At 64.1% G+C, this 23471-nt stretch carries 21 protein-coding genes; 13 read left to right on the forward strand and 8 right to left on the reverse strand.

Features of this window, described 5'->3' with window-relative positions; genetic code table 11:
• The first annotated feature begins 70 nt into the window (after nt 1-70).
• The 3 genes from A5663_RS16235 (at nt 71) to A5663_RS16245 (ending at nt 2525) form a co-directional block, all read left to right on the forward strand.
• A complete protein-coding gene (locus A5663_RS16235; protein ID WP_068151138.1) occupies nt 71-535 on the forward strand; it encodes a GatB/YqeY domain-containing protein in 465 nt (154 codons plus the stop codon).
• Between the two features lie 37 nt (nt 536-572).
• Entirely contained in the window at nt 573-1559 is a 987-nt protein-coding gene (locus A5663_RS16240) for an LLM class F420-dependent oxidoreductase (protein WP_068151141.1), read from the forward strand.
• Between the two features lie 72 nt (nt 1560-1631).
• Nucleotides 1632-2525, forward strand: a complete 894-nt coding sequence (locus tag A5663_RS16245; RefSeq protein WP_068151144.1) for a manganese catalase family protein — start codon at nt 1632-1634, stop codon at nt 2523-2525.
• A gap of 28 nt (nt 2526-2553) precedes the next feature.
• Here A5663_RS16245 and A5663_RS16250 read toward each other — a convergent pair whose 3' ends face one another.
• A complete protein-coding gene (locus tag A5663_RS16250) occupies nt 2554-3132 on the reverse strand; it encodes a hemerythrin domain-containing protein (RefSeq protein ID WP_068151147.1) in 579 nt (192 codons plus the stop codon).
• Nucleotides 3133-3253: 121 nt separating this feature from the next.
• Here A5663_RS16250 and A5663_RS23375 point away from each other — a divergent pair, with 121 nt between their 5' ends.
• Entirely contained in the window at nt 3254-3415 is a 162-nt protein-coding gene (locus A5663_RS23375; RefSeq protein ID WP_197503429.1) for a hypothetical protein, read from the forward strand.
• Here A5663_RS23375 and A5663_RS16255 read toward each other — a convergent pair whose 3' ends face one another.
• Nucleotides 3416-4087: a phosphodiesterase gene (locus A5663_RS16255; RefSeq protein WP_068151150.1), complete on the reverse strand. Its 672-nt coding sequence runs from the start codon at nt 4085-4087 to the stop codon at nt 3416-3418. It abuts the gene before it with no gap.
• A gap of 123 nt (nt 4088-4210) precedes the next feature.
• Between A5663_RS16255 and A5663_RS16260 the strand changes: the two genes are divergently transcribed.
• Both A5663_RS16260 and A5663_RS16265 read left to right on the forward strand, forming a co-directional pair.
• Nucleotides 4211-4906 carry a HemK2/MTQ2 family protein methyltransferase gene (locus A5663_RS16260; RefSeq protein ID WP_068151153.1) on the forward strand — a complete coding sequence of 232 codons (696 nt, stop codon included), beginning with the start codon at nt 4211-4213 and terminating at the stop codon, nt 4904-4906.
• Nucleotides 4903-5121, forward strand: coding sequence for a CDGSH iron-sulfur domain-containing protein (locus A5663_RS16265; RefSeq protein ID WP_197503430.1), 219 nt, complete (start codon nt 4903-4905; stop codon nt 5119-5121). Before A5663_RS16260 ends, A5663_RS16265 begins: the two co-directional genes overlap by 4 nt.
• Here A5663_RS16265 and A5663_RS16270 read toward each other — a convergent pair.
• Nucleotides 5101-6120 carry an iron-containing redox enzyme family protein gene (locus A5663_RS16270; RefSeq protein WP_068151155.1) on the reverse strand — a complete coding sequence of 340 codons (1020 nt, stop codon included), beginning with the start codon at nt 6118-6120 and terminating at the stop codon, nt 5101-5103. The two genes, A5663_RS16265 and A5663_RS16270, sit on opposite strands and share 21 nt — an antisense overlap.
• A 140-nt stretch (nt 6121-6260) precedes the next feature.
• Between A5663_RS16270 and A5663_RS16275 the strand changes: the two genes are divergently transcribed.
• The 7 genes from A5663_RS16275 to A5663_RS16305 all read left to right on the forward strand — a co-directional run bounded on the left by A5663_RS16275 (nt 6261) and on the right by A5663_RS16305 (nt 11607).
• Nucleotides 6261-6482: a hypothetical protein gene (locus tag A5663_RS16275; protein WP_068151157.1), complete on the forward strand. Its 222-nt coding sequence runs from the start codon at nt 6261-6263 to the stop codon at nt 6480-6482.
• Nucleotides 6483-6798: 316 nt separating this feature from the next.
• A complete protein-coding gene (locus tag A5663_RS16280) occupies nt 6799-7194 on the forward strand; it encodes an excisionase family DNA-binding protein (RefSeq protein ID WP_032668582.1) in 396 nt (131 codons plus the stop codon).
• Nucleotides 7195-7226: 32 nt separating this feature from the next.
• On the forward strand, nt 7227-8231 hold the full coding sequence (locus A5663_RS22710; protein WP_156744508.1) for a DUF3039 domain-containing protein: 1005 nt from the start codon (nt 7227-7229) through the stop codon (nt 8229-8231).
• A 138-nt stretch (nt 8232-8369) separates the two neighbouring features.
• Nucleotides 8370-8846, forward strand: a complete 477-nt coding sequence (locus tag A5663_RS16290) for a hypothetical protein (protein WP_231976806.1) — start codon at nt 8370-8372, stop codon at nt 8844-8846.
• A gap of 14 nt (nt 8847-8860) precedes the next feature.
• A complete protein-coding gene (locus A5663_RS16295; protein ID WP_032668584.1) occupies nt 8861-9949 on the forward strand; it encodes a protein kinase in 1089 nt (362 codons plus the stop codon).
• 435 nt (nt 9950-10384) lie between these two features.
• Nucleotides 10385-10684 carry a hypothetical protein gene (locus A5663_RS16300; RefSeq protein WP_079634664.1) on the forward strand — a complete coding sequence of 100 codons (300 nt, stop codon included), beginning with the start codon at nt 10385-10387 and terminating at the stop codon, nt 10682-10684.
• A gap of 176 nt (nt 10685-10860) precedes the next feature.
• Nucleotides 10861-11607 (forward strand): DUF5131 family protein, encoded by a 747-nt coding sequence (locus tag A5663_RS16305; protein WP_068151161.1) that lies wholly within the window; start codon nt 10861-10863, stop codon nt 11605-11607.
• Here the strand turns inward: A5663_RS16305 and tcmP are convergent.
• From tcmP to A5663_RS16330, 5 genes are all read right to left on the reverse strand, one after another.
• Complete coding sequence (gene tcmP / locus A5663_RS16310) at nt 11604-12722, reverse strand: three-Cys-motif partner protein TcmP (protein WP_165614105.1); 1119 nt, start codon at nt 12720-12722, stop codon at nt 11604-11606. The genes A5663_RS16305 and tcmP overlap by 4 nt on opposite strands.
• A gap of 100 nt (nt 12723-12822) precedes the next feature.
• Nucleotides 12823-15633, reverse strand: coding sequence for a DNA methyltransferase (locus tag A5663_RS16315; protein ID WP_050597091.1), 2811 nt, complete (start codon nt 15631-15633; stop codon nt 12823-12825).
• Nucleotides 15630-18890, reverse strand: coding sequence for a helicase-related protein (locus A5663_RS16320; protein WP_068151167.1), 3261 nt, complete (start codon nt 18888-18890; stop codon nt 15630-15632). The genes A5663_RS16315 and A5663_RS16320 overlap by 4 nt, the downstream gene beginning before the upstream one ends.
• 399 nt (nt 18891-19289) lie before the next feature.
• Nucleotides 19290-22412: an RND family transporter gene (locus tag A5663_RS16325; protein WP_013470990.1), complete on the reverse strand. Its 3123-nt coding sequence runs from the start codon at nt 22410-22412 to the stop codon at nt 19290-19292.
• Nucleotides 22413-22740: 328 nt separating this feature from the next.
• Nucleotides 22741-23376, reverse strand: a complete 636-nt coding sequence (locus A5663_RS16330) for a TetR/AcrR family transcriptional regulator (protein WP_064403590.1) — start codon at nt 23374-23376, stop codon at nt 22741-22743.
• Nucleotides 23377-23471: the final 95 nt, after the last annotated feature.

The following is a 23471-nucleotide window of genomic DNA, read 5'->3' on the forward strand; positions in this document are numbered from 1 at the left end:
TGTCGATGGCGGTGTGAATTGACAACGCGACGGGCGGCGCCGGCCGGCTTGCCCGGCGTAGCTTTGGCCTATGGCGGAACTCAAGGACCGGTTGCGGGCCGATCTGACAGCGGCGATGAAGTCTCAGGACAAGCTGCGCACGGCTACGTTGCGGATGCTGCTCGCCGCGATCGGCAACGAGGAGGTCGCCGGTAAGCAGTCGCGCGAGTTGACCGACGCCGACGTGCTCAAGATCCTCACCAGAGAGTCCAAGAAGCGCGGTGAGGCCGCCGAAATCTACACCCAGAACGGGCGGGGAGAACTGGCCGCCAACGAGCACGCGGAAGCGCGCGTCATCGACGAGTACCTGCCGACGCCGCTGACCGAAGCCGAACTGGCCGACGTCGCCGACACGGCGATCGCCCAGATCGCCGAGGAGATCGGCGAGCGGCCCGGAACCAGACAGCTGGGACTGGTGATGAAGGCCGCCACTGCGATCGCCGCCGGCAAGGCCGACGGCGCGCGGCTTTCGGCGGCGGTGAAGGCCAGGCTGTAGCCGTTTTCGTCGCGCTGGCCCCGGGTATGCCGGGATCATGACGCGCTTCGGCTACACGTTGATGACCGAGCAGAGTGGCCCAAAAGAGCTTGTCCGCTATGCGGTTTCGGCGGAACGCGTGGGCTTCGACTTCGAGGTTTCCTCTGACCACTACTTCCCGTGGCTGGCTGCGCAGGGCCATGCCCCGTACGCGTGGTCGGTGCTGGGCGCCGTCGCTCATGCCACCGAGCGGGTCGAACTGTTCACCTACGTGACCTGTCCGACCATTCGGTACCACCCCGCGGTCGTCGCGCAGAAGGCCGCAACCCTGCAGATCCTCGCCGACGGCCGGTTCACACTCGGGCTGGGCAGTGGTGAGAACCTCAACGAGCACGTCGTCGGGAAGCGCTGGCCCACGGTGGCCCGCCGCCAGGAGATGTTGCGCGAAGCGATCCAGATCATCCGCGAGTTGTTCACCGGCGACCTCGTCGACTGGAAGGGCGAGTACTTCGAGGTCGACTCCGCCCGGCTGTGGGACCTCCCGGAGACGCCGGTGGCGATCGCCACCGCGGTGTCCGGCGAGCGGTCGGTCGAGACGTTCGCGCCGCTGTCCGATCACCTGATAGCCGTCGAACCGAACAAGGACCTCGTCGACGCGTGGCACGAGGCCAGGCGCGGGACCGGCCTGCCGGGCGACGTCCGCGTCGTCGGGCAGATCCCGATCTGCTGGGACCCCGACGAAGGAGCCGCTGTGCGACGGGCGCACGACCAGTTCCGGTGGTTCGGCGGGGGCTGGATGGTCAACGCGGACCTCCCGACCACGGCGGGCTTCGACGGCGCGACGCAGTACGTGCGCCCCGAGGACGTCGCGGAATCCATCCCCTGCGGACCGGATCTCGACGCGATCGTCGAAGCGGTCAGCAAGTACTGGGAGGCGGGCTTCACCGACATCGCGCTCGTCCAGATCGGCGACGAGCGCCAGGACGCGTTCCTCGAGGAAGCGGCCGCGCCGCTGTTGGACAAGCTGCGGGCAGCAGCGGATTAGATTGCCCCGTTTGGGGGGCGAACTCCCGGGTACTCGGCGCCGACCTGCCAACCACACAGCCCGGGAGGCTCAATGTTCATTCACAACAAGGATCTTCAGTTCGAGGTACGCGTCGACAAGCCGGACCCCCGGTTCGCCACCCTGCTGCAGGAGCAGTTCGGCGGCGCGAACGGCGAGCTCAAGGCCGCGATGCAGTACTTCACGCAGGCGTTCGTGCTGCGCCAGAAGAACCCGAAGATGTACGACCTGTTCATGGACATCGCCACCGAGGAGTTCAGCCACCTCGAGATGGTGGGTTCGATGATCACCATGCTGCTCGACGGCCTCAACGACGACCTGAAGATGGCCAACGAACGCTGCGACTGGATGCCCGCGGTCGCCACCAAGGACGGTCGCGACGACATCATCCACAGCGTCGCGGTCAACCCGCTGTACTTCGCGCTCACCGGCGGCGGGCCGGACGTCAAGGACTCCGCCGGTACGCCGTGGCAGGGCACCTTCGTCAACGCGAACGGCGATCCGACCGTCGACCTGCGCAGCAACCTGGCCGCCGAATCGCGCGCGAAGATCGTCTACGAGTATCTCAAGCAGTTCACCGACGATCCCGGCGTGCAGGACACCCTCACGTTCCTGATGACCCGGGAAGTGGCGCACTTCCAGCAGTTCACCGCCGCGCTCAACGAGCTGCCGGTGAACTTCCCGCCGGGGCAGCTGCCCGGCGACGATCGCTTCCAGAACGTGGCGTTCAACATGTCCAACGGGCAGGGCTCAGTGCGCGGGCCGTGGAACGAAGGCCAGGGGCCGTGGCCCGAGGGCATGGAATGGGAGTACGTCGAAAAGCCGAACCAGCAGTGGCTGGGCACCAAGAAACGGGAGAACAAGGGCGCCGAGCGGTGCCCGGACGGTCAGCCCGCGGTGCAGGGTGAAAAGCCGTTCACCCACGAACAGCACACGGCGACAAGCTGATTCACCGCTCGAGGCGGTCAGCGTGCGGTCAGTGCTGCTGCGGGTCCGGCGGGTTGTCGGCTTCGCGGCCACTGGCCGCATCGCGCACGTGGTCCATCACCGCGGCCCCGAGCCCCAACGTCTTCTGCACGACTGAACTACCCGGGGTGTCGGGATGCGGCCGGGTCGGCGCGATCTTCTTCGCCGCTTCCAGCTTTTCGCCGATCTTCTCGCGCTCCTCGCGACTGACCGCGGCCTCGAACGCCGGCCACACGACGTCTTGTTCGAAGATGATGTGCTCGCGGCCGACCTTGACGAACTCGGCGAGCGCGTCGTGGTACTCCGGATCGCCCGGCTCCTTGTCCTCGAGGGTCTGCAGCAGTTTCTTTCCGGCCTGCTCCTGGGCGATGGCTTCGTCGGCGAGCCCGTCGCCGATGGCGTCTCTGACTGCGGGCCAGAAGAACTGCTCCTCGATCGCCTCGTGCTGAGACTCGGCGATGATCAAGTTCGTCACCATCGTTCCCAGGCCGCTCGTCTGGGCACCGGTCCCGGACGGTGCGCCGTCGAGAACCTCCAGCATGCCGAGCACGCTCTTGTGATCCTCACGCAGAAATGTCAACGCATCCATTTCAAATACCTTTCGGTGCCTTTTGGGCGGTTCGGGTTGGACAGCCCGCAGCGCATACCCGGGGCCTCGCGGTTGAAACGCCAGAGCGCCGGGTAGCTCACGTGGAGACGAAAGGACCGATATGCCTACCGGTAAAGGGATCTATGACGACGACGACGCCGTCGAGCGCGACAAGCAGAAGGCGCAACGTACCGGGCCGAAGGACGAGGGTCGCGAGGGTGGCATGGCGACTCGGGAGAATGCGCCCGACGTCGCGGAGTCCGGCGGAGAGCCTACCGCCTGATCACTGGGCGTCTCGGCCTTCGCGGCTGCGCTTGTAGGCCGAGCGCCGGAAGTTGCCGAGCCAGCGCGGCGCCAGTTCCACCTCTCGGTCGCTGTGCATGGTGGGGTCGAACGCGATGTCGTCACAGCTCGGGTCGACGTGATGAAGGGTCAGGCGGGCCAGTGGGCGGAACCCGCCGGTGCCGTGCGCCTGGTCGATGGTGAAAGTGATTCCGGTCGAACTGATTTGCTTGTCGACGGCGTCAAGCGACAAACCGGATCCGTCGACCCGGGTGGCCAGTCGGGCGCGCACCCACCACAACTCGTCGTGGTAGCGCAGCGGCATCAGGCTGGAGAACGTCGCACCGGACCAGGACGCGGTCGGCGCCAGCCCGACGCGAGTGCCGGCGAAAGTCGACGCCAGCAACACATCCCAGGGGCTGCACGACCGAAGGTCGGGTGTCGGCGGTATCCGCCACGCCAACCCGGCGACGTCCGGAGTGGCCCCGGGGAGGCCCACGCCCTTGGACACCCGCGCGATCACTTCACACGAGTACATCGGCAGGCCCTCACCTTCCGGCGCGATGCGCTCGAGGGTGCCCGCGGCCATCACCCCCGACGGATGGAACAGCCGCCGGTGCCGCAGGGCGGCGCCGAAGCGGATGGGCAGAGCGGCGATGTCGGAGGCTTGCACGCAGGTCGGGTGCCCACGCGGGGGCTGGGTAAAACGATTCATAGACGTTTCAAGCCCCCGGATGCGGGGCATTAAATCCCAGCGCTGCATAGCCGCAGCTGAGGACCCTGTCGAAAGGCCGATGTGACAACCGCATACACCGATGTCCGCGACCCGTTGGTCGCGGACGAGGGCGTCTACGCGCCACAGGAAGATTCGCGACTGCTCATCGAGGTAATGGACGGAGCCGCGCTCGCGCGCGGGCGGCACGTCGTTGATCTGTGTACCGGCAGTGGGGTCGTCGCGGTCGGGGCCGCCGAACAGGGCGCCGCATCGGTCACCGCGCTCGACATCTGTGCCCGCGCGGTGCGCTGTGCGCGGGCCAATGCACTGGCCTCCGGTGTCGACGTCGACGTGCGGCTCGGATCGTGGGCTCGGGCGGCCGAATTCGGACCCTTCGACTTGGTCGTCTGCAATCCGCCGTATGTTCCGCACGATCCGGCCGCCGACTGCGACCCGCTGCCGGCGTACGTCGGCCCGGCGCGTGCCTGGGACGCCGGCAGCAACGGTCGGATGGTGCTCGACCCGCTGTGCGCGGCGGTGCCCGAGATCCTCGACCACGGCGGCAGCCTGTTGCTGGTGCAGTCGGAGTTCGCGGACCCGCGACAGACCCTCGGGGCGCTGGCCAGTGTTGGACTCGACGCTGAAGTCGTTGCACGGCAGTGGATTCCGTTCGGCCCCGTGCTGACATCGCGGGCCGGGTGGCTCGAGGAGACCGGCCGCCTGGAACCCGGCCGTCGGGAAGAGGAACTGTTGGTCATCCGGGCGGACAAGCCGTGAGCGACGCCGAGCCTCGCATCGTGCGGGTCGTGCCGAACGGCCCGCTGATGGTGCAGGGCCCGGTGCGTATCGAGATGCCCGACGGTGAGGTCGTGGAATCGGACCGGTTCATGGTCGCGGTCTGCACGTGCCGGCGCAGCAAGGATTACCCGTTGTGCGACACGAGCCACCGCTGTCGGCGGCGTGGCGAACCGTCAGCCAAGCGGTCGGCGTAGCGAGGAGCGGTCCTCGGCCCAGCAGTCCATCAGGTGGCGGGCCAGCCGCTCCTCGACCACGTCGCGCGCGCGGATACCGAACACGACATCGCGGTCCAGCTGCGGTTCCCGGGCGACGAGGTCGCCCACCACGTCGGTGCGAACCACCTGCTCGTGGACGGCGTCAGCCACCACATGTTCCTGATAGAACGCGACGCAGGCTTCCGGGGCGCCCAGCCGGCGCAATCCCTCCACCAGCCGTCGTGAGCCGGGCGACGACGTGATCTCCGTCGACGCGAAGTGGCCGATCGACGCCCCGCGCCACTCGCGGTGCAAGCCGAACAGCGACATGAGGTTCACCGACGCCAGCGCGTCGGCGGGCACGTTGTCGAGGTAGCGCAGATACGTCGAGTCCAGGCCGGCCGCGTCCATCAGCTCGGCGTACAGATGCTGATGCACATGCTCACCGCGGCCGCCGCCGAACTCGTCGAACTCGACCGCGACGAACGAGGCCTTGGCGTGGCCGGCCAGCCGGGGAATGGTCCAGGCGTGCGGGTCGCCCTCTTTGAGGTGGTACACCGAGCGGTGCACGAAGTATTCGAGCATCTGCTCCCAGGTGCCCTTGTCGCGCAGGTAATACGACGGGCCCTCGCCGTCGACCGGTTCGATCGACAGCTTGTCCATTTCTGCGTCGGCAGTCTCGCCCTCGGCGATCTCGCCGACGTCGTGGCGGACCGCCGACAGGAACACGTCCTCGAGCCTGCTCCGAAGCTGAAGCAGCGAGGGGTTCCACTCCCACCGGGGGTTCACGCCGGCGAAGCCGCGGTAGTGCAACTCGTAGCAGACGTAGAGCGCCAGCTGGAGGTCGAGGCCGTACGGGTCGGCCTCATACATCGGCACGTCGATCGGACGCAGATGCGACGCGGGCCGACCCCGCTGCAGCAGATCGATGATGGTTGCCGACAGCGGCCCGACGGCCTTCGGCAGGGCAGGTTCGATCAGCGTCGACGGTTGAGTCACGGTCTCCCAATACCCGCGTCGTCGCCGGTCAAACTCGTTTCGGTAACGGCTCCGCAGGTCGTCGAGCGCGAGCTGTGGTTTTGCATTTATGCTGCCGGGTACGTCGCCTACAACGTCGTGGGCTCAGGCGGGAGATCGCAATGTTCGACGTGCAGATGCTGCTCGAGGTGTATCTCTGCGGCTGGGTTCTGGTCACGCTCGGATTGTTCGTCGCCGGCACGCAGTTCGCGGACGTCGCTTTCCCCGCACAGCATCCGTTGCGGGTCGCGTTCGTCGGGGGCGCGGTGTGGCCACTGCTTCTGCTCGGGGTCGCCGAGCTGGGATCCGTCGCCCTCTATGCGAAGATGCACAGCCACCGCTGAGGCGAAACACACGCGTCGGGGTGGCGGGATTCGAACCCACGACCTCTTCGTCCCGAACCACGACACCAGGGAGTTTGATTGAGTTGGCGTCGTTGGACAGCGTGAGAAACTGCAGGTCAGCAGTTGTTGGTTGGGTTGGGTGTCACGGACGGCATGCGGATGTGCTGCGGACTGACTGCGGACTGGCGGCCGCATGATTGGCCCGGTTATCCACAATCAGTGTTACCTCGACGACATCGGGATTGACCGTGTCGCCACCGCCGAGTACTGTCATCTGTGACATCTAGAACTTTTATGACATCTGTGGACGGTTGGCATGGAGACCATCGAAACCTCGAACATTCCGGCAGAGCAGCTCACCGCTCTGGACGCTTACGCCCAGACCGCTGGCGTCGAGCTGCGCGCCGTCCTGCTTCACGTCACACGTTGCGTGCGTGAGGGCGCCAAGCTCGCTGTCATCGACCAGAGCGAGACACTCACCCCGAATGAAGCCGCGAAGCGTCTGGGGATGAGCCGGACTCACTTCTACAAGCTGCTTGATCGCGGTGAGATCCCGTTCGATCGCGTTGGACGTGACCGCCGCATTCGCGTGCACGATCTACTCGAATTCGAGTCCCGTCGCGAGCGTGACCGCCGCGAACTTGCGCAGCGATTCGCCTCCCAGCCGAAGACGCGCGATGGAGCCATCGACGAGGTCGCCGACCTGTTGTGAATCGATGGACGGTCGGGTGCGTCGAGCTGTGCATGCACAGCCGACGCACCCGACCAACCATCCGCCTGCTGGTCGAAGACCTTCGCGACGGCTGGTCGTCACCGTATCCGCGCCGGATGTTGGACGCCGGTGATTACGACGCGCTTCACCCCCTGAGCGAACTACCGCACCCGATCATCGCCAAGGCGACGGAAACCTTCGGCATGGTTGCCGCCGACGACAACCCGGTCGGGCCGATCGCCAGCAGCACGCAGCTGCGACTCATGGAGGTCAAGGTTGCGCAGTGGCGAGGTGGCGTGTGGGTCGATCCGGAAACGGGCGTGCATTGGCTGGTCGTCGCGGGCTTGGCCAAGGGCGGTCACGAGGATCATGACGACTTCTACATGCGCGTCGCGGCCGACAACGCAGGCAACGCACCGCAGCGATGGTTGCCCACCGAACCGGATCGACGACTCCTCAAGCGAGAGACGGCAGCTCGACTCATCACAGAGTGGGAGCTGACGGTGCAAGTCCGGGTGTTAGAGGCACTGCGCAGGGTTCACGCAGGCGGAACCGACCGCTTCACCATCGACCACCCACTACCCGGAAAGGTACCCCTGGCCACCTTGACGGTGACGGTCAACCCGGTCCGTGAACCGGACTACGAATCCGACGACATCGTGGTCGAGATCGATCCCGTCGCCCAGTACGCCGGACAACACCTTTTATGGCAGCTCACGGTCCGCGTCCTCGCGGCGTTGAATCCGCCCCAGGAAGGTTGGGACCGATACGGAGACACCTACTCCAACATCGCTGAACCGGGGAGTTGGACAGCCAGGCTCGCTGAGTTGGAGACCTATGTTGAACGGCACGAACTCGTTGAATCCGAACCGGGTCAACACTGCCACTACACCCACCGCAAGCACATTGCCGGCAGCACCATCGAGGGCTCGGCCGTACGTGCACTTTGCGGTGTCTACTTCGTGCCGTGCCGAGACCACACGGACATGCCTGTATGTCCGGAATGCCAGCAGCACTACAACGATCTCCCGCGGTGAGCGCCGCACTGCAGCTCCTGCGGAATGTTGGTGAGATCGGAATCGGGTTGGCCATCCGGCATAGCCGTCCCGAACACGAAGCATGGCGTCGTTAGCCCGTCGGAACACGGCGCGGTTGACGGCATGGACAATAGACCTATGCGGGCTGCGGGGTTCAACGTCGAGGCAGGGACGCTGTTGCTGGCCGTCGTGGAACGCCGCGATGAAGGACCAGCGACCCCAGTGCCCGTTACGAGCCCAAAGCTGACACCTGCCGACTTGCCCGAAGCGCAGAGTCTCCGCGACCTCGCCAAGCGCGTGAAGCAGGAGCTCGAGGCCGCCCGGGTAGACGCGGTGGGGCTCGTCCAGACGCGCGCTTTCAGGAATCTGCAGTACAACCAGGTCTACGCCCGCGTCACAGCTATATGCGCGGTCATGTTCGCGGCCGCCGAACTCAACGTCGCCTACGAAACCCTAACTACGGAGACGATTGGAACGGCGATCAGCTGCTTACCGAAGTCGCTCGATACATTCGACTTCGCTGTACTGGGTTTCGCGCAACGACCGACGTTCTGGACGACAGGATTAGCCGAGGCGTACGCCGCTGCCTACACATTGGTCGGGGGCACGACGTGACGGTGCCTGCTCAGATGCCGAGTGAACCCAGGATCCCCGGCCTCGAGCGCTCCCGTCCACTCCGCCTGGCCTTCGAGTGCCTGCAGACGCTGCCCGAGGGCTCCAACCCGGTGCGCGTCTGGTGGGATGAGAATCTGCAGTGCGAGCAGGTCGGAAAGCGGGTCGACCTCTCGAATCTCGATGACGTGCTGCCGGAGCCAGCAATCCTGCGACAGATTCGACACGACCACGTGGTGCCGATCCTGGCTGCACCGGTTGTTGACGGCTTTCCGAAACCGATGCGGGTGATTGAGATCGTCACCCCGTACTACGAACGGGGTAGCCTGACCGACGCATTCCTCCGCGGCGAGCGATTCGTCCCTACAGAAGCCGTACGCATCGTGCAGGCTGCATTACGTGGGTTGGGACACCTCCATGAGGTGCACGGCATCCTGCACCGTGACATCAAGAGCCCCAACATTCTGCTGACCGGTGACGAATTCCTCGCCAGGGTAGGAGACTTGGGTTGCGCCGGCCGCATCGGCGAGGACGGGCGCACCCCGGCGCTGGACATCCCCACGCTGTACAGCCCACCCGAACTGGTCGGAACTGGCGTTCTCACCCGAGCGAGCGACTTGTACCCGATGGGACTCGTGCTGCTGGAGTTGCTCAAAGGCGGATTCGACTATGACGCGTACCCTAAGACACACGTAGTGCGCCGACTGCTGCGAGGCGTTTCTCCGCTGTCAATGGCCGAGCGCAGCCACCCCATCTGGGCATCGCGATCCTTGCGTCGTGCCCTGACCAAGTCCGTGCATTCTGTTCCGGGCCAACGCTTTCAGACTGCGAGCGAGATGGACAACGCCCTATCAAGGGCCCGTGTCATCGACTGGGCGGAGACCGACTCGCTTCGATGGGAGGCGCCGTTCCGCCACCATCGAGACCGCCGCGTCCGAGTTGAGGCCGTTCGGCTGCGCAAGGGCGGATTCCGTCTATCGACGCAGATGAACCGCGGCAATGGATGGCGCCGTTACGGCTTGGACGACCTCGACGTGGATGTTCTAGATTCATCCCGCGCCCGCAGCTTGTTCGACCAGGCGACAGATAGTGCCATCGTCCGCTGAGCTGCTCGCTCTACTGCGCGTCGCTCTAAATCGGTGAGTGCCGCCCACAGTCCATCGATCTCATCCTGCCGACCGGTGTCGATTTCCCACGTTGCTTCTGAGTGCACGCCCCGTGGGATGAGCCAACCATTCAATGTCAAGTCGTAGAAGACTGCGTCGGCGGCCGTTTCGCTTACCCTTCGCCTGCCAGTCCTCAACCGCCGTAATGCCCGTTGCGCAAGGCCGCACGGAAGCGCCTGCAGCGCTTCCTCGATGAGTGCTTGACGAATCCAAGAATCGCGACCTAGTTCAGCACCGATCTGTTCCGCGTGCCGTCCCAGAGCGTCGATCGCAACCAGTACGACCGCATTGGGAGTCAGAAGCGGCCGGTCCACGCGTCCAGGATACAACGCGTTACGCGTAACGCGTAACACTTGTTGCAGTTAGGATTTAGTCGTGTCTCTGGCTGAAAGCAATGAATTGCGTGAGCTGTCGCGCGTGCTGTTCGGCCAGGCGCATCGCCTGTCGGTGATGGTGGGAATTGCCCGCGGAGGGAGGGAATTCGCACTCTCGAAACTGGCTGACGAACTGGGATTCGAGAATCTGAGCAGCATTCAAGACCCGATCAGGGATCTTGAAGCCGCGGAGTTAATCACGCGGATGCCGAAAGTAGCCAACAAGGTTCGATTCCGCAGAAACAAGAGCTATGCCTGGACATGGGCCAAGGAGCTCGCGTCCCGGTACCCCGAGGAATGATTGAGACACGGACGTGCCCGTCACACCTTTTGGTTCGAACCCCACCGAATACAGTGCCGACACGCGCGCGCGAGCCACTCCCGACACACCGGCAACAATGGCTCTGTGCGACGTCGTCGGTACCTGACCATAGAGTGACCGCAACAGCAAGAAGCCTTAGCTGAGGGGAGTGTGCGATGGCGGACCGGTCAGCGATCGAGTGGACCGAGGCGACCTGGAACCCCGTCACCGGCTGCGACCGCGTGTCCGCAGGCTGCGACCACTGCTACGCGATGACTCTGGCGAAACGCCTGAAGGCGATGGGCTCGGCGAAGTACCAGCAGGATGGCGACCCTCGCACCTCAGGTCCCGGCTTCGGCGTCACAATCCACCCGCAAGCCCTCGACGAGCCGCGGCGCTGGCGTAACTCCCGCGTGGTGTTCGTGAACTCGATGAGCGACCTGTTCCACGTGAAGGTGCCACTCGACTTCATCCGCGACGTGTTCGACGTCTGCCGTGACACCCCGCAGCACACCTACCAGGTACTGACGAAGCGGAGTCTGCGGCTCCGGCGCGTGGCCGACAAGCTGGACTGGCCGGACAACCTCTGGATGGGAGTTTCGGTGGAGAGCTCGGATGTCCTCAGTCGAGTCGACCATCTCCGCGAGGTGCCAGCCGCCGTCCGGTTCCTGTCGTGTGAACCGCTGCTCGGGCCGCTCGACGGGATTGACCTGACTGGCATCGGTTGGGTGATCGCCGGTGGCGAGAGCGGGCCGCGGTACCGGCCGATGCAGCTGTCCTGGGCCCGCGGCATCCGCGATGCGTGCACCGAGGCCGAGGTGCCCTTCTTCTTCAAGCAGTGGGGCGGTCGCACCCCGAAGGCCGCCGGCCGTGAGCTCGACGGGCAGCTGTGGGACGAAATGCCCTGTGCGGCAACAGCCTAAGCCTCGCTGTCGTCCCCTTCATCGTCCGGTGCCGCCTCGAATATTCGGATGCGGCTCGTAGCCGGCCAGGGTGCATTCTTCGGCGCGGTGGATGGAGACAACCGGACCACGACCCCCTCGCGAAACAGCTCGTCGAGCGTGGTGCGAACATGTGGTTCCGTGTGACCGAGGATCTGCGCTTGGTTGACCAGCTCGGCGAAATCGTGAATACCGACACGCTTCCGGAAGTCATCGATCAGGGGCTGAATGTCGGGTTCGAGCAAACTCGGCTGAAACGCTGTGACGGCGCTGGCCCCGCGGCCGCTGGTGGGGTCCGCAGACCATTTAGCGGAGTTCCAGCATTCGAGCCCTGCCTGATGGTGCGTTGCGAAGATCAGCGAGTACCGGGTGTACCGGCGTGCGACGTCGACGTCGAACGATGAGGTGTGGCACCCGAGCGCTTCTAGCTTGTCGCAGTAAAGCTTGACGAGCGCGGCCTTGGACTGCGCTGTGCTGAGACCGTCGGGAATGCTCTGCCAGGAGCGGTCGCCGTAGAGGCCGTTCATCACAGAGACCATCGCCGGATTAGTGCGGTATCGGTGAGCTTCGTCGGCCATGAACGTGATCACCGCGTCGTTTTTGGGGACCTTCACGATCTCCGAGACGGTGGACCAAGGGATCTGCTTGAGTCCGTACGGGTCGATGATCCACATTGTCTGTGTTCCCGGCGGCGCGTGTTGCTTTCGCACCTCGGCGACGATGTCCTCGAACTTCTTCGGGCCGACCGGTATGTGATGGATTCGGTCGTCTGCCGGAAGAGCTTTCATGCGCCTGTCCAGCGCGTCGCAGCGGCGCGGGTCGAGGTCGTTCGTTACGTAGGTGAGCGGCTGGAAGTTCGGGCGGCAGAGGTGGTCGCGGAACAACTTCGCGATCATGATCGCGCTGCCGTCGAGGCCATCGGAGTACATCCCGGAACCGGCGAATCCGTCGATGATCGTCCCCGGCTTCGCCCACCTGCCCTGCAGAACCTTACCCATCCAGCACGCGATGTACCGGCGGTAGAAGGCGTGCTTGAGGCGGGTGTGCGGGTCCGACGGGTAGTCCACCTGCATGCGCAGTTCTTCCTTACGCGTCACCAGGCGTTCCCCGTACATCAAGAACTTTCGGTGGATTGACGTGCGCCATCCCGGTGTTCCTCCCCCGTCAAATGCAGCGTAATTACGGGGGTAGACGCGCTCATCGCCGCGGTGACTTCCGCTGGTCTACTGCTTCCGCCGAGTCGAACCCCGCGTCGTACCTAGTGCTCGTCGAGTCACTTACCAGCGCTGCGTATCTCTCGAATAGCGCGGCAGAGATTTCGTAGTCGTTTACCTCTGGGGTGAGCCCATACATCCGTAGCAGGGCGATATCCAATTCAGCGTGCAGTTCTCGCAACCTCCGCGGCATTGCGTCGGGGTCGTACATCTGCGCCAGAGACAAGCTGGGGTGTTTCTCGCGCTCCGTCAGGATGGCGGTCGCCTTGTCAGTGAGTAATTCACGCTGTGTAGCGTCTACAGCGAGGAAGGGGAAGGTGTTGTAGACCGATCCTACGGAAATTTGGAAATCCGACTTCATCCGACTTGAGACAACACTCACCCAGTTCGTGAAGAGCTTGCTCTGCAGAAATGCGAAGGTTACGAGATCGGCCGGGCTAACAAAGAATACGGAGTTGTTCACAATGACATCTCTGCCGTACATCGCGACAGGGATATACATGCGATCCTTTGACGAGACACTGGGCACAAGCAAGAAGTCGTCGGCGGGTTGGAAGATCGCACCGAATCGCCACGGCCGGTCGGCCGCTCGTCCTTTCGCGCCTTTCGCACCGTTCCGTTCAGCGGCAACCAATGCGACCCGCTCACGCAGTACCGGTGACGATTCGATGTCGGACGGGGATGCATCCAGCAACCAGAGGCAGTAACGCCACTGCGAATTGAGGTGCTCCCGAGCTCCAACGAGACGACGGAGATACTTCGCTGCTAAGGGATCCGCCCGTCGGATCAGCTCTGCGTCCTCCGCAGAAATCTTCGATAGGTGACCGCCGTCTCGCGGCTCATTACCTACCGACATCGGTGGAACGCCGGCCACGATCGGCTTACTGATACTCCACACATACATATCGGGGGCGTCCAGGAGAAACGGATTGATATTGCCCGCACGCACAGGCTCAGATCCCAAGTAATCTTCTGTCCAAATGATTCTCGGACCCCGGCTACCCCCATAGCTGAAACCAATAATCACGCAGTGGACAGCCGCGGAGTCACGAATATCGTTACCCCACACGAACGTGCGATGTGCAAAGTCAATGCGCATACCTAGTTTGTGAAGCTGGCTCCAAATAATGGCTGGCTGACCGCCCTGAGTAATTGAATTGGTCGAGACGAATGCGACCCGCGCTTCAGTTCCACTGATGAAGCGCGCAGCCTTCAGAAACCAGTTAGTTACGTAGTCGAGTGTGCCCGATCCGGAGACGTCACCCCAGATGGACTTTTGATTGGCCTTCTGCCGAGCAGATTGCAGGCGTGGCCCTAGATAGGGCGGGTTGCCAATCACAAGTAGTCCCGAATCGGCGGCGCAAACGGCACTCCATTCAATTTCAAGCGAGTTCGCGTGTCTGATCTCCGGTGCAATCCTGATCGGCAGGCGGTCAGGCGCGACGCCGAACTCCTCGGCCATCTGCTGGTTAGCGAGGTGGTCCACCAGCAGCATCGCGGTCTCTGCGATACGCGCTGGCCACTCCTCGATCTCGATGCCGAAGAAGTGGTCGAGTGTGACTTTGATGTTCGCCGTGACGTCCAGCGAAAGTTGGGCACGCTCGACCTTCTTACCGGCGGCGATCGCCTCCATGTCGAGGTCTCGACGGCGCTTTAGTACGTCCAGCTCGAGAGCACGTAACTCCCGGTATGCCACTACGAGGAAGTTTCCACATCCGCAAGCCGGGTCGAGGACTCGAAGCTGCCCAAGGTCGTTGTGCAACTTGGTGAGTTGGCCCTTGTCATTCCAGGCCCGATCGAGCCGATCGCGGTACTCATCGAGGAACAAGGGCTGGATCGTCTTCAGAATATTCGCTTCGGTGGTGTAGTGCTCACCGCCGTGACGCCGGGCCTCCCTACTCTTGACCGTCTGGAACATGGATCCGAAGACCGCTGGCGAGATCACCGACCAGTTGAAGCTGCAAGCTTCCAGCAACGCACCGCGGAAGTCCGTCGGCAGGTGTGGCAACCGCATCGGGTCCTCGAACAGCCCACCGTTGATGTAACGGAAAAAGCTGAGCGGGCTACCTGCGTCCACAGTCCGGCGATCAGCCGGAGCATTGAGCACCTCGAACAGTTCGATCAGATCGGTGTGAAGAGTCTCCGGGGTGGTGTGGTTGCGCAGGTGATTCTCGAATAGGGCAGGCGGGCGCCACATGTCGGCGTCATCGCCAAAGAACAGGAACAGGAGCCGGGCGAGCAGCAGAGTGGCCTCGTCCTCACCGACACCGGCGGATTCGAGGTGGGTGTACAGCGTGCCCATGAGGCGTGCGGCTGCGACCGACGCCGTTTCGGCTTCCCGATCGAACGCATCACGCATCCGATCCAGCAGCATGACGAGCGGGAGATCTTCGTCGAAGTCGAGTTCGATCGCTTTGAGTCGATCGGCCAGATGAGTGGTGCGGTCACCGTTGTGGTACTGGTGGACAACGAGTTTTGCGTTGGTTGACCCCAGCTGCTGCCGGCGCGGCCACCGCCACTCCTGCCGGTGCTCATCGGTGAAGATGACGAGCCGCTCCAAGTTGTCCTTGCCGACGAGGACGTCGATCTGCCGCTGCACGGGCCGGGGTGGCAGTACCGGGCAGTGCCAGATGCGTAGGCCCTTGTACCCAGCCACCTGGTTGAGGGTGTAGTCGGTTCCGTCGATCTCGAGCGTCAGCGGCGGGCGGTCGGGGTTGTCCCAGCCGAGCTCGTCGATGAACAAGGTGCGGAATTCGTGGGCGTCGACGAGGTCGAGGAATCGGTTGTCGGTCATTCGCGGATTCCCATGCTGGAGACGATGCGGATCGGGTCCTTGCCGCTGCGGGCGGTGACGGTGAGGTCTCCGTCGCGGTGCAACGCGGTGATCAGCGTGGCGAGTTCGTCGTTATTCGCCTGGTTGCGGACGGCGCGTCGGAGTCGGTTTTCGGCGTCCTTGGTGAGCGGGTGCTGATACAGGTCGTCGAGAGCCGCCGATGTGTCGGCGTTGTGGCTGTACAGCGTGGCGCCCAGGCGGTTCCATAGGGTTCGACGAACCCCTCGGAGTCGTCCAGCTGCCAGGGTCGGGGTGGATAGCGGGCCGCGGACCAGTGTCTCGATGAGAGAGTCGTGGTCCTCAGCTGGCTCCAGGCCGGGCTCCTCGGGGGCAGCTTCGAAGGTCTTGAGCACTTCATGCCCGGTGAGCAGTGAGGTGGTGCCGTCCGGGGTCGCGCGGCCGAACCCGTCGACTCCGGAGTCGGTGCGGACGTAGCACACCACCCCGGTGTCGTCGTCGGTCATGCGCTTTCGGCGCGTAGCGGAGATCATGTCGGGCATCCCGGCGATCTTCGCCGCGAGATCGTCATGCCCTTCGGCCGCCTGTATCCAGTGCTGGTAGGCGAGGCTCGACGCATCGACATCGTCCCCGGAATCGTTGTCGTCGAGGGTCCCGTTGTACAGGTCGGCGATGGTCTGGATTTCGCCGTCCGAGCCGAAGAAGAGTTCGTCGGAGCCGAAGGCCTCCGCGTTGGCGTGCAGGCGTGCGCTGATGCGGCGGCGTAGGTCGATCACGTTGTCCACCGACTCGTGGAAGAACGAGTAGAGAAGGACGTTGTCCGCTTTCTGCCCGACGCGGTCGACGCGCCCTGCGCGCTGAATGAGTCGTATGATCGCCCACGGCAGGTCGTAGTTGACGACAATGTGCGCGTCCTGCAGGTTCTGCCCCTCGCTGAGCACGTCAGTCGCAATGAGGACCCGCAGCTCCCCGTCGGGTGTGACGTCGGGTTCGTGGCCGGGCAGAGTGTTCGACTGCGGCGAGAACCGCTGCGCGATGCGCGTCGGGTTCTCGCTGTCACCGGTGGCAACGTCGACCTTGTCGATGCCCGCAGCCCGCAGCGCGGCTCCGATGTACTCGGCGGTGTCCTTGTACTCGGTGAAAACGAGGACCTTCTCGTCCAGGTGGTCGGACTGCAGCAGGTGGATGAGGGCGTCGAGCTTGGAATCGGTCTCCGGTTTCCAATCGCCGTACAGGTTGAGCAACGCCCGAAGCGCGGTGGTGTCCTCGACCAAAGCCTCACGCAGAGCGGGGGTGAACAGCTCCGGACGGATCCACGTCAGGCCTGCCGGGTTGGTCTCCTGCAGTTGCGTGTACCGCGCCTCGGCGCTGGCCGCTGTGTCCTCGTTGTTCTCGTCGTTTGGGTCGTCATCCTCACCGAACTGGTTCTCAGTGATCGTGCCGGCGGGGATCGCCAACCCGTTGGCGATGGCGTACAGGAACAAGTCGTTGCGGGCGACGTGTCGCTTGAGCGACAGGGTGAATGAGTGCCCGCAGGATGAAAGCCGCTTGTAGAAGGTGGTGCGGACAAACCCGGCGACGTGTCCGCGGCCACGAGCCAGGTTGTCGATGAACTCCTGCTCCGCCTCGGTCGGTGCCGCGGTGGGCGATAGGTAGTTGCCGAGCTCGTAGCGGGGCAGCCGCAGCGCGGTGATGGTGTCCAGGGTGGCGTTGCCGGCCATCAACGCGGCGGGGTCGTCGTCGCCGAAGGAGTGGTCGACTGGCTTCGGGATGCGCTGCGGGAAGCGGAATCTGCTGCCGTCGACGAATTCGAGATACTGCCCGTCAGCGTCGGTCTGCGCGAAGTTGTTCTTGATGAACGTGCGAGTTCGGCGCACCAGGTGCTCGCTCATCAGGCGTTTCCAGTCGTCCGGATCCTCGGACCGTCGGAACGCAGCCATCGTGGTTGTCTTCCCGTCGACCTTGTCGACGAGCCGGGGGTCGGCGGCGATTGCATTGACCGGGGCGATGCCCAGGTCGTCATCGTCATCGATGTATAGGCCGAGCTGGTTGGCCACGTCCTGGAAACGGATGTTGTACGGAGTGGCCGTCAGCAGCAGCGCTTTGCTGTCGTTGGCGTGAATGTAGCTCTGGATCGCCTGGTAGTCCCGGCGGGCGTCGTTGCGCAGGGTGTGGGATTCGTCAACGATGACCAGTTGGTACCGGCGCAGCGTCGGCAGGACCGCGTGGGCCATCGAGTACGGCACTACGCGGCCGTGTAGGTCGTACGCCTCGAAGTGTTCTTCCCACATCTTCACGAGGTTCTTCGGGCACACCACCAGCGGCATGTAGCCGTGCTCGTCGCGGAGCATCAACGCGACCGCAATGGCGGTCAGTGTCTTACCGAGACCGACAACGTCGCCGAGCATGGTCCCGTTGCGGGTCATGATCCGCCGGGCCAGGGTCTGCACCGCGGTGGCTTGATAGCCCAGGAGCTGCTCTCGGATCGCACTCGGCACCGAGTACTCGGCCAATCCCTCGCGCACGTCGCGGGACAAGTCGTAGCAGACCTTCAGGAACACCTCGTATGGTCGCCTGGGCTCGCGGCGAGCCCAGGACTCGTCAAGGAGATCGAGGATGTCTGCGGTGATCGGCCGACTGAACTTATCGGCCCAGCGGTCCAAGAACCACTGCGCAAGGGTCTCGGCGGCCGTGGTGTCGAGGACATCGACGTTGAGCTCGTAGTTGACCGTGAGGCCGGGGCGGGTGAGATTCGACGAGCCGACGAACCCGGTGATCGGATTGTTGAGGTCCTCGCGGTGGCAGATGTAGGTCTTGCCGTGCAGCGGTCGGCGGGTGAACACCTTGATCTCGACGGCACCAGTGGCGAGCAGTTCGCGCAGCGATTGCAGGACCGCACGGTCCGCCGCGGTCGGAAGACCGCGCATTAGCTGCAAGCGGAGTTGCTCGATCAGGACCGCCTTGCGTTCCCGCGCGGCGTTCGCGTCGGCATCGGATTCGTCTGCGCCTTCCAGATCCGCTTGGAGCGCGTCGAGCGTTTCCTGCTGCACTCCGGCTGTCACCATGCCGATCAGGATCCGGACGATCGGCGGATCGCCTTCGCTCCAGTTTGCGGCCTTATCGGTGACCAACTGGTCGAAGACATTCCAGCCACGCAAGTTGAAGTAGCCGACGGCGACGTCCATGGTGTTGGACACCTGGAGTGTCTTCTCCAGGTGCGATCCCAAGTCCTGTTTGATGTTGTCGAAGATCCGCGTCAACGCCTGCGCCCGCTTCCCAATGGTTCCGAAGGTCAGAGCCTTTTGTACAGCACCGCGCCGACTGTCTCCCCAGCAAACGTCAGTTTTCAAGACTCAGATGCGACCATCGCATCGCTGCACCGCTCATGTCTGCGGGCGACCCTTGGGATAACGAGCCCCGCGGCACCGTCCTGACAACGACGCCGGCCGCGAGCACCTTCTAAATGCAAGGACCGATGCCGCTGATTACCCTCGCAATCCTCGCAGAACAGTGTCTTGCGCAGTGCCCGATTAGGTGTGGACGCAATATCGTCCGTCGATAAGCGGCCTGCTGTACTGGCGCAGGGGTCGTATTCATTCGGGGTGAATACGCCCTCACGCTGGTCGGCATGTAGCGCCGGGTATTGCTCTGTTCGCTTCTCACCTCTCCTGGACCAGCACGTGAGGTGCGTCCTTCATGCCTCCTGCGTTGGTCTGACCACGTCGCGGGTTTGTTGCTTTGGTGGGCCACCAGCTGGCTTCGCGTAGGAGTGTGGCGATGGCGGGCACGGTGAGGGTGCGCACGAGGAAGGTGTCGAGCAGCAGCCCGAAGCCGATGATGAGGCCGGCTTGGATCATGATGGCGACTGAGCCGACCATGAGGCCGAACATGCTGGCGGCGAATATCAGGCCAGCGGAGGTGATGACGGCTCCGGTGTTTGCCACGGTGCGCAGGACGCCGACGCGGATGTTGGTTCCGGATTCTTCGCGGAGCCGTGAGACGAGCAGCATGTTGTAGTCGGCGCCGACGGCGACGAGGATGATGAACGCCAGCAGCGGTACGGGCCAGGCGATTTCGTGGCCCAGTCCCCATTGGAAGACCACAACGCCGATGCCGAGCGAGGCGAGGTAGTTCAGCACGACGGTGCCTAGTAGGTAGAGGGGTGCCAGGAGTGCGCGCAGCAGTAGGACCAGGATGACGCCGACGATGATTATGGTGGCGATGGCCAGTTGTGCGAAGTCGGCCCATAGGAGTCGTTGGATATCGGAGTTGACGGCGGGGAAGCCGGCGACGGACACGGTGGCGTCGGCGAGTGACGTGTTGGGTCGTGCGGTGTTGGCGGTGTCGGTGATGCGGCTGGCGAGGTCCATCGCCTCAACGCTGTATGGGTCGTGGCTGCTTTCGATCATGAACCGCGCTGTTTTGCCGTCCGGTGAGAGGAATTGTTCGGCGACGTCGGTGAATTGCCGGTTCTCGAATGCGTTGGCGGGCAGGTAGAAACCGCTCGAGGAGTCGGAGTCGGCCGCTGCGCGTGAAGAGTTTTGCAGTTGGGTGGCAATCTGGCTCATGCCGGACAGCATTTCGATGTTGCTGTCGGCGAGGGTGCGGACGCCGGTGGCGAGTGCTTGGGCGCCGGAGGCCAGCTGTCCGATTCCGTCCTGCAATCGGCGGAGGTTGGTGGCCAGGTCGGCGGGGTCACCGAGGGCTCCGAATGCCTTGTCCAGCGAGGCGACTGCGTTCTCGACGTTGGCGAGGGTGCCACCGACTGTGGCATTGGTGGCGGGATCGTAGCGGTCCCCGAGGTCGGCGATCTGGGTGAAGAATCCGCTGTCGCGCAGAGTGACCAGGATCTTCACCTGGTCGCGGATTTGGGCGCATTGCGGGGTGGTGGCACACCACGGTGAGGTGTTGAGGGCGCCGACGAGTGGGTCGAGCTGGGTGATTGCGTTTTGGGCTTGGTTGGCCAGCGGTCGTAGTCCTGGGCCGGATTGGATGGCTTGGTCGACGGCGGGGGCAGTGGCGGAAAGCTGTTGCAGCAGTGGCCGGAATTGGTTGACCTGAGTTCCTGCGGATTGGGCTTGGGTGAGGATTCCGGCCAGTGGTGTGAGGGCGGTGCGCACGGTGCTGTCGAGTTGGGCGAGGCCGTCGGCGAGCTGGTCGGCGCCGCCGGTGAGTTTGGCGAGGTCGTCTTTGCGTGAGTTGCCCTCGGCGACCGCGCCGGCCATTTTGTCGCCGATCTGGCCGTTCTGCCAGGCCAGTTCTGCTTGGTCGAGGCGCTCTCCGGTGGGGCGGGTGACTCCGGAAACTTTGGTGACGCCGGGGATCTGGGAGACGCGGGAGGCCATCTCGTCGAGGTCGGCCAGTCCTTTCCCGGTCCGCATGTCGGTCGGGTTTTCCACGACGAGGAATTCGCTGATGACGACGTCTTTGCGGAAGTGGCGGTCCAGCAGGTGGTAGCCCTGGTTGCTGGCCGTGGTGTCTGGTTGTCCCTTGCGGTCGTCGTAGCTGATTTTGATGGTTGCAGCGGCTGCTGATAGGGCGAGCAGGATGACCAGGCTGACGATCAGTAGTGGCACGGGACGGCGGACCACGGCGACGGCGACGCTGTTCCAGTAGCGGCGGGTGCGGTCGGGTTTGGGTTCACCGATGCCGCGTTTGGCGGCTAGCGACAGCACGGGTGGCAGCAGGGTGACGGTGGCCAGAAATCCGAACAGCACGGCGATGGCGCACGCGGGGCCTAGGGCGGCGAAGACGCTGAGCCGCGCGAAGACCATGGCCAGGAACGCGAGTGCGACGGTGGCGGCGGAGGCGAGGATGACACGCCCGATGCTGGCGGTGGCGTGGATGATGGCCTGATCGGCGGGTACTTGGGCGCGGCGCTGCTCGTGGTATCGGCTGATCAGGAACACGGTGTAGTCGGTTCCGGCGCCGAGCAGGATCGCCGTCATGAAGGCGACGGTGAACTGGGAGACCGGCATGCCCATCTCGCCGAGGGCGGACAGCACGCCGCGCCCGACCGCCAGGCTCAACCCGATTACCAGCAGCGGTAACAGCGCGGTGAACACCGACCGGTAGACGATCAGCAGGATCAGGGCGATCACGCCCGCGGTAGCGATTGAGATCAGCAGCAGGTCGTGCTCGGCCGAGGCGATCATGTCGCTGAAGGTCGCCGGTGGTCCCGTCACTTGCACGGTCGTGGTCGAGCCGGTGAACACCTCCGCGGCGATGTCGCGCACCGCGTTGACGGATTCTGCGGCCGTGGGGTCTCCGAGGGTGCCGGCGACGCCGACGGGCAGGTACCAGGCTTTGCGGTCGACGCTGACCGCCTGGGCTTCGGTAATCGGATCGGCCAGTAGGTCCTGCACCAGCAGGACGTGGTCGCCTTCGGTCTGCAACCGGCTCACGAGTTCGCCGTAGCGCTGCCGTGCAGTCGGAGTCAAGCCATTGGGGTCTTCCATGGCGACAAACACCATGGTTTTCGAGCCTTCTTCGCCGAACGCGGCGCTCATGCGGTCAACCGTCTGCAAGGACGGCGCATCGCGAGGAATGAGGTCCACCGACTGTTGGCGCACCACGGTTTCCAGCTGGGGAAACAGCAGCGCGAGAACCACCGCGGCGCCCAGCCATACCCCGATGACCAGCGCTTTGTGCCGGAGGGTGAATCGGGCTAGCGCTGCCAACCGTTCGCTGTACTCGCGAGTGTCGGCCGGGTCGGGGGATCCGTTGGCGCGCCGACCAGAACGCGTGGCCTGGCTTGGGGAATCTGCAGTGCCGTCGGTCACTGGACCTCCACTGATAGCGAATGGTAGCGATCGATACTGTCGGTATCGCTACGCTACCGCATGTAGTGCAAGTGGTGACGGCGTCGTAGGACGCCAGGCCGCGCAATGCGCGACTGGGGAAGGACAGGCGGCCGCTATCGAGTCCAGCGCCGGCCGCCGGTCACAGCCGGCAGGGAATGGTCGAACACTCAGTTGGCTTCTGAAGCCAGGCCGACGTTGTTCAGTCGACGGCATTGGCCTTGGATGTTGTTCAGGTCTTGCTGTTGCTGGTCTCGGACGTTGACATCGAGCGCACGGACGGCCACATCGCGTAGCGGGGCCGCTAGCTCTAGGTTTGCGCTTCGGTTGTGGCCGACTGGCCCGTGTTCTGCAGCAGCACGTAATTGCCTAGGCTGCCCAGGAAACCTGCGCAGTGCTGAACGAGTTCATCGGTGGTGAACTCCAGTTCTCCGTCGAGTCGGCGGCGCAAGACTTCGAATAGCCCTCCCACGCCCAAGGTCGAAGCCAAATGGGCAACCCCCACGGCGGAGTCGGGGATGTCGAGGTGGAGTCTGGCCTCGCGCAATACGAGGTCGGTGAAACCGGCCATCAGTTCGCTGCGTAGCTCTCGGAGCAGCGGCTCGGTTGCAGATTCCACGAACAGGATCCGACCCAGCCGAGGGTCGTCGTCGATCATGCTGACCAGCCTGTGGATCGGCGCGTACGCCAGCACCTCCGGTGGCTCGCCGGCATCGGGGATCGCGTCGACTATCACCTCCTGGAAGGTGGCATAGAGCTGCTGGTAGACAGCCCGCAGGAGGGCGTCTCGGCCGGAGAAGTGCTGGTAGAAGTAGCGTGACGTGACACCTGATTCAGCGCAGACGGCAGTCACAGTGGCGGCGGCAACACCGCGCGTGCCGATCAACTCGGTTGCGGCCTCGATGAGACGGGTGCGCCGGTTCCGGTGACGCTCCTCGGCGGACATCCCGCTATACACCCGCGCCGAAACCACGTGGATAGCTTGCCATCTAATTCTGACAAGGCTTAGAGTCAGATTGCCAGCGTGCCCTTGACGAACGG

It is taken from the genome of Mycobacterium sp. E740, assembly GCF_001672895.1.
Classification (GTDB): domain Bacteria; phylum Actinomycetota; class Actinomycetes; order Mycobacteriales; family Mycobacteriaceae; genus Mycobacterium.

Coding starts and splice junctions, on each gene's coding strand:
- A5663_RS16305 (WP_068151161.1), top strand. CDS start 10,861: ATGGCGGACCGGTCAGCGATCGAGTGGACCGAGGCGACCTGGAACCCC.
- A5663_RS16280 (WP_032668582.1), top strand. CDS start 6,799: ATGGAGACCATCGAAACCTCGAACATTCCGGCAGAGCAGCTCACCGCT.
- A5663_RS23375 (WP_197503429.1), top strand. CDS start 3,254: ATGCCTACCGGTAAAGGGATCTATGACGACGACGACGCCGTCGAGCGC.
- A5663_RS16330 (WP_064403590.1), bottom strand. CDS start 23,376: ATGTCCGCCGAGGAGCGTCACCGGAACCGGCGCACCCGTCTCATCGAG.
- A5663_RS16250 (WP_068151147.1), bottom strand. CDS start 3,132: ATGGATGCGTTGACATTTCTGCGTGAGGATCACAAGAGCGTGCTCGGC.
- A5663_RS16245 (WP_068151144.1), top strand. CDS start 1,632: ATGTTCATTCACAACAAGGATCTTCAGTTCGAGGTACGCGTCGACAAG.
- A5663_RS16295 (WP_032668584.1), top strand. CDS start 8,861: ATGCCGAGTGAACCCAGGATCCCCGGCCTCGAGCGCTCCCGTCCACTC.
- A5663_RS16275 (WP_068151157.1), top strand. CDS start 6,261: ATGTTCGACGTGCAGATGCTGCTCGAGGTGTATCTCTGCGGCTGGGTT.
- A5663_RS16235 (WP_068151138.1), top strand. CDS start 71: ATGGCGGAACTCAAGGACCGGTTGCGGGCCGATCTGACAGCGGCGATG.
- A5663_RS16315 (WP_050597091.1), bottom strand. CDS start 15,633: ATGACCGACAACCGATTCCTCGACCTCGTCGACGCCCACGAATTCCGC.
- A5663_RS16290 (WP_231976806.1), top strand. CDS start 8,370: ATGCGGGCTGCGGGGTTCAACGTCGAGGCAGGGACGCTGTTGCTGGCC.
- A5663_RS16240 (WP_068151141.1), top strand. CDS start 573: ATGACGCGCTTCGGCTACACGTTGATGACCGAGCAGAGTGGCCCAAAA.
- A5663_RS22710 (WP_156744508.1), top strand. CDS start 7,227: ATGCACAGCCGACGCACCCGACCAACCATCCGCCTGCTGGTCGAAGAC.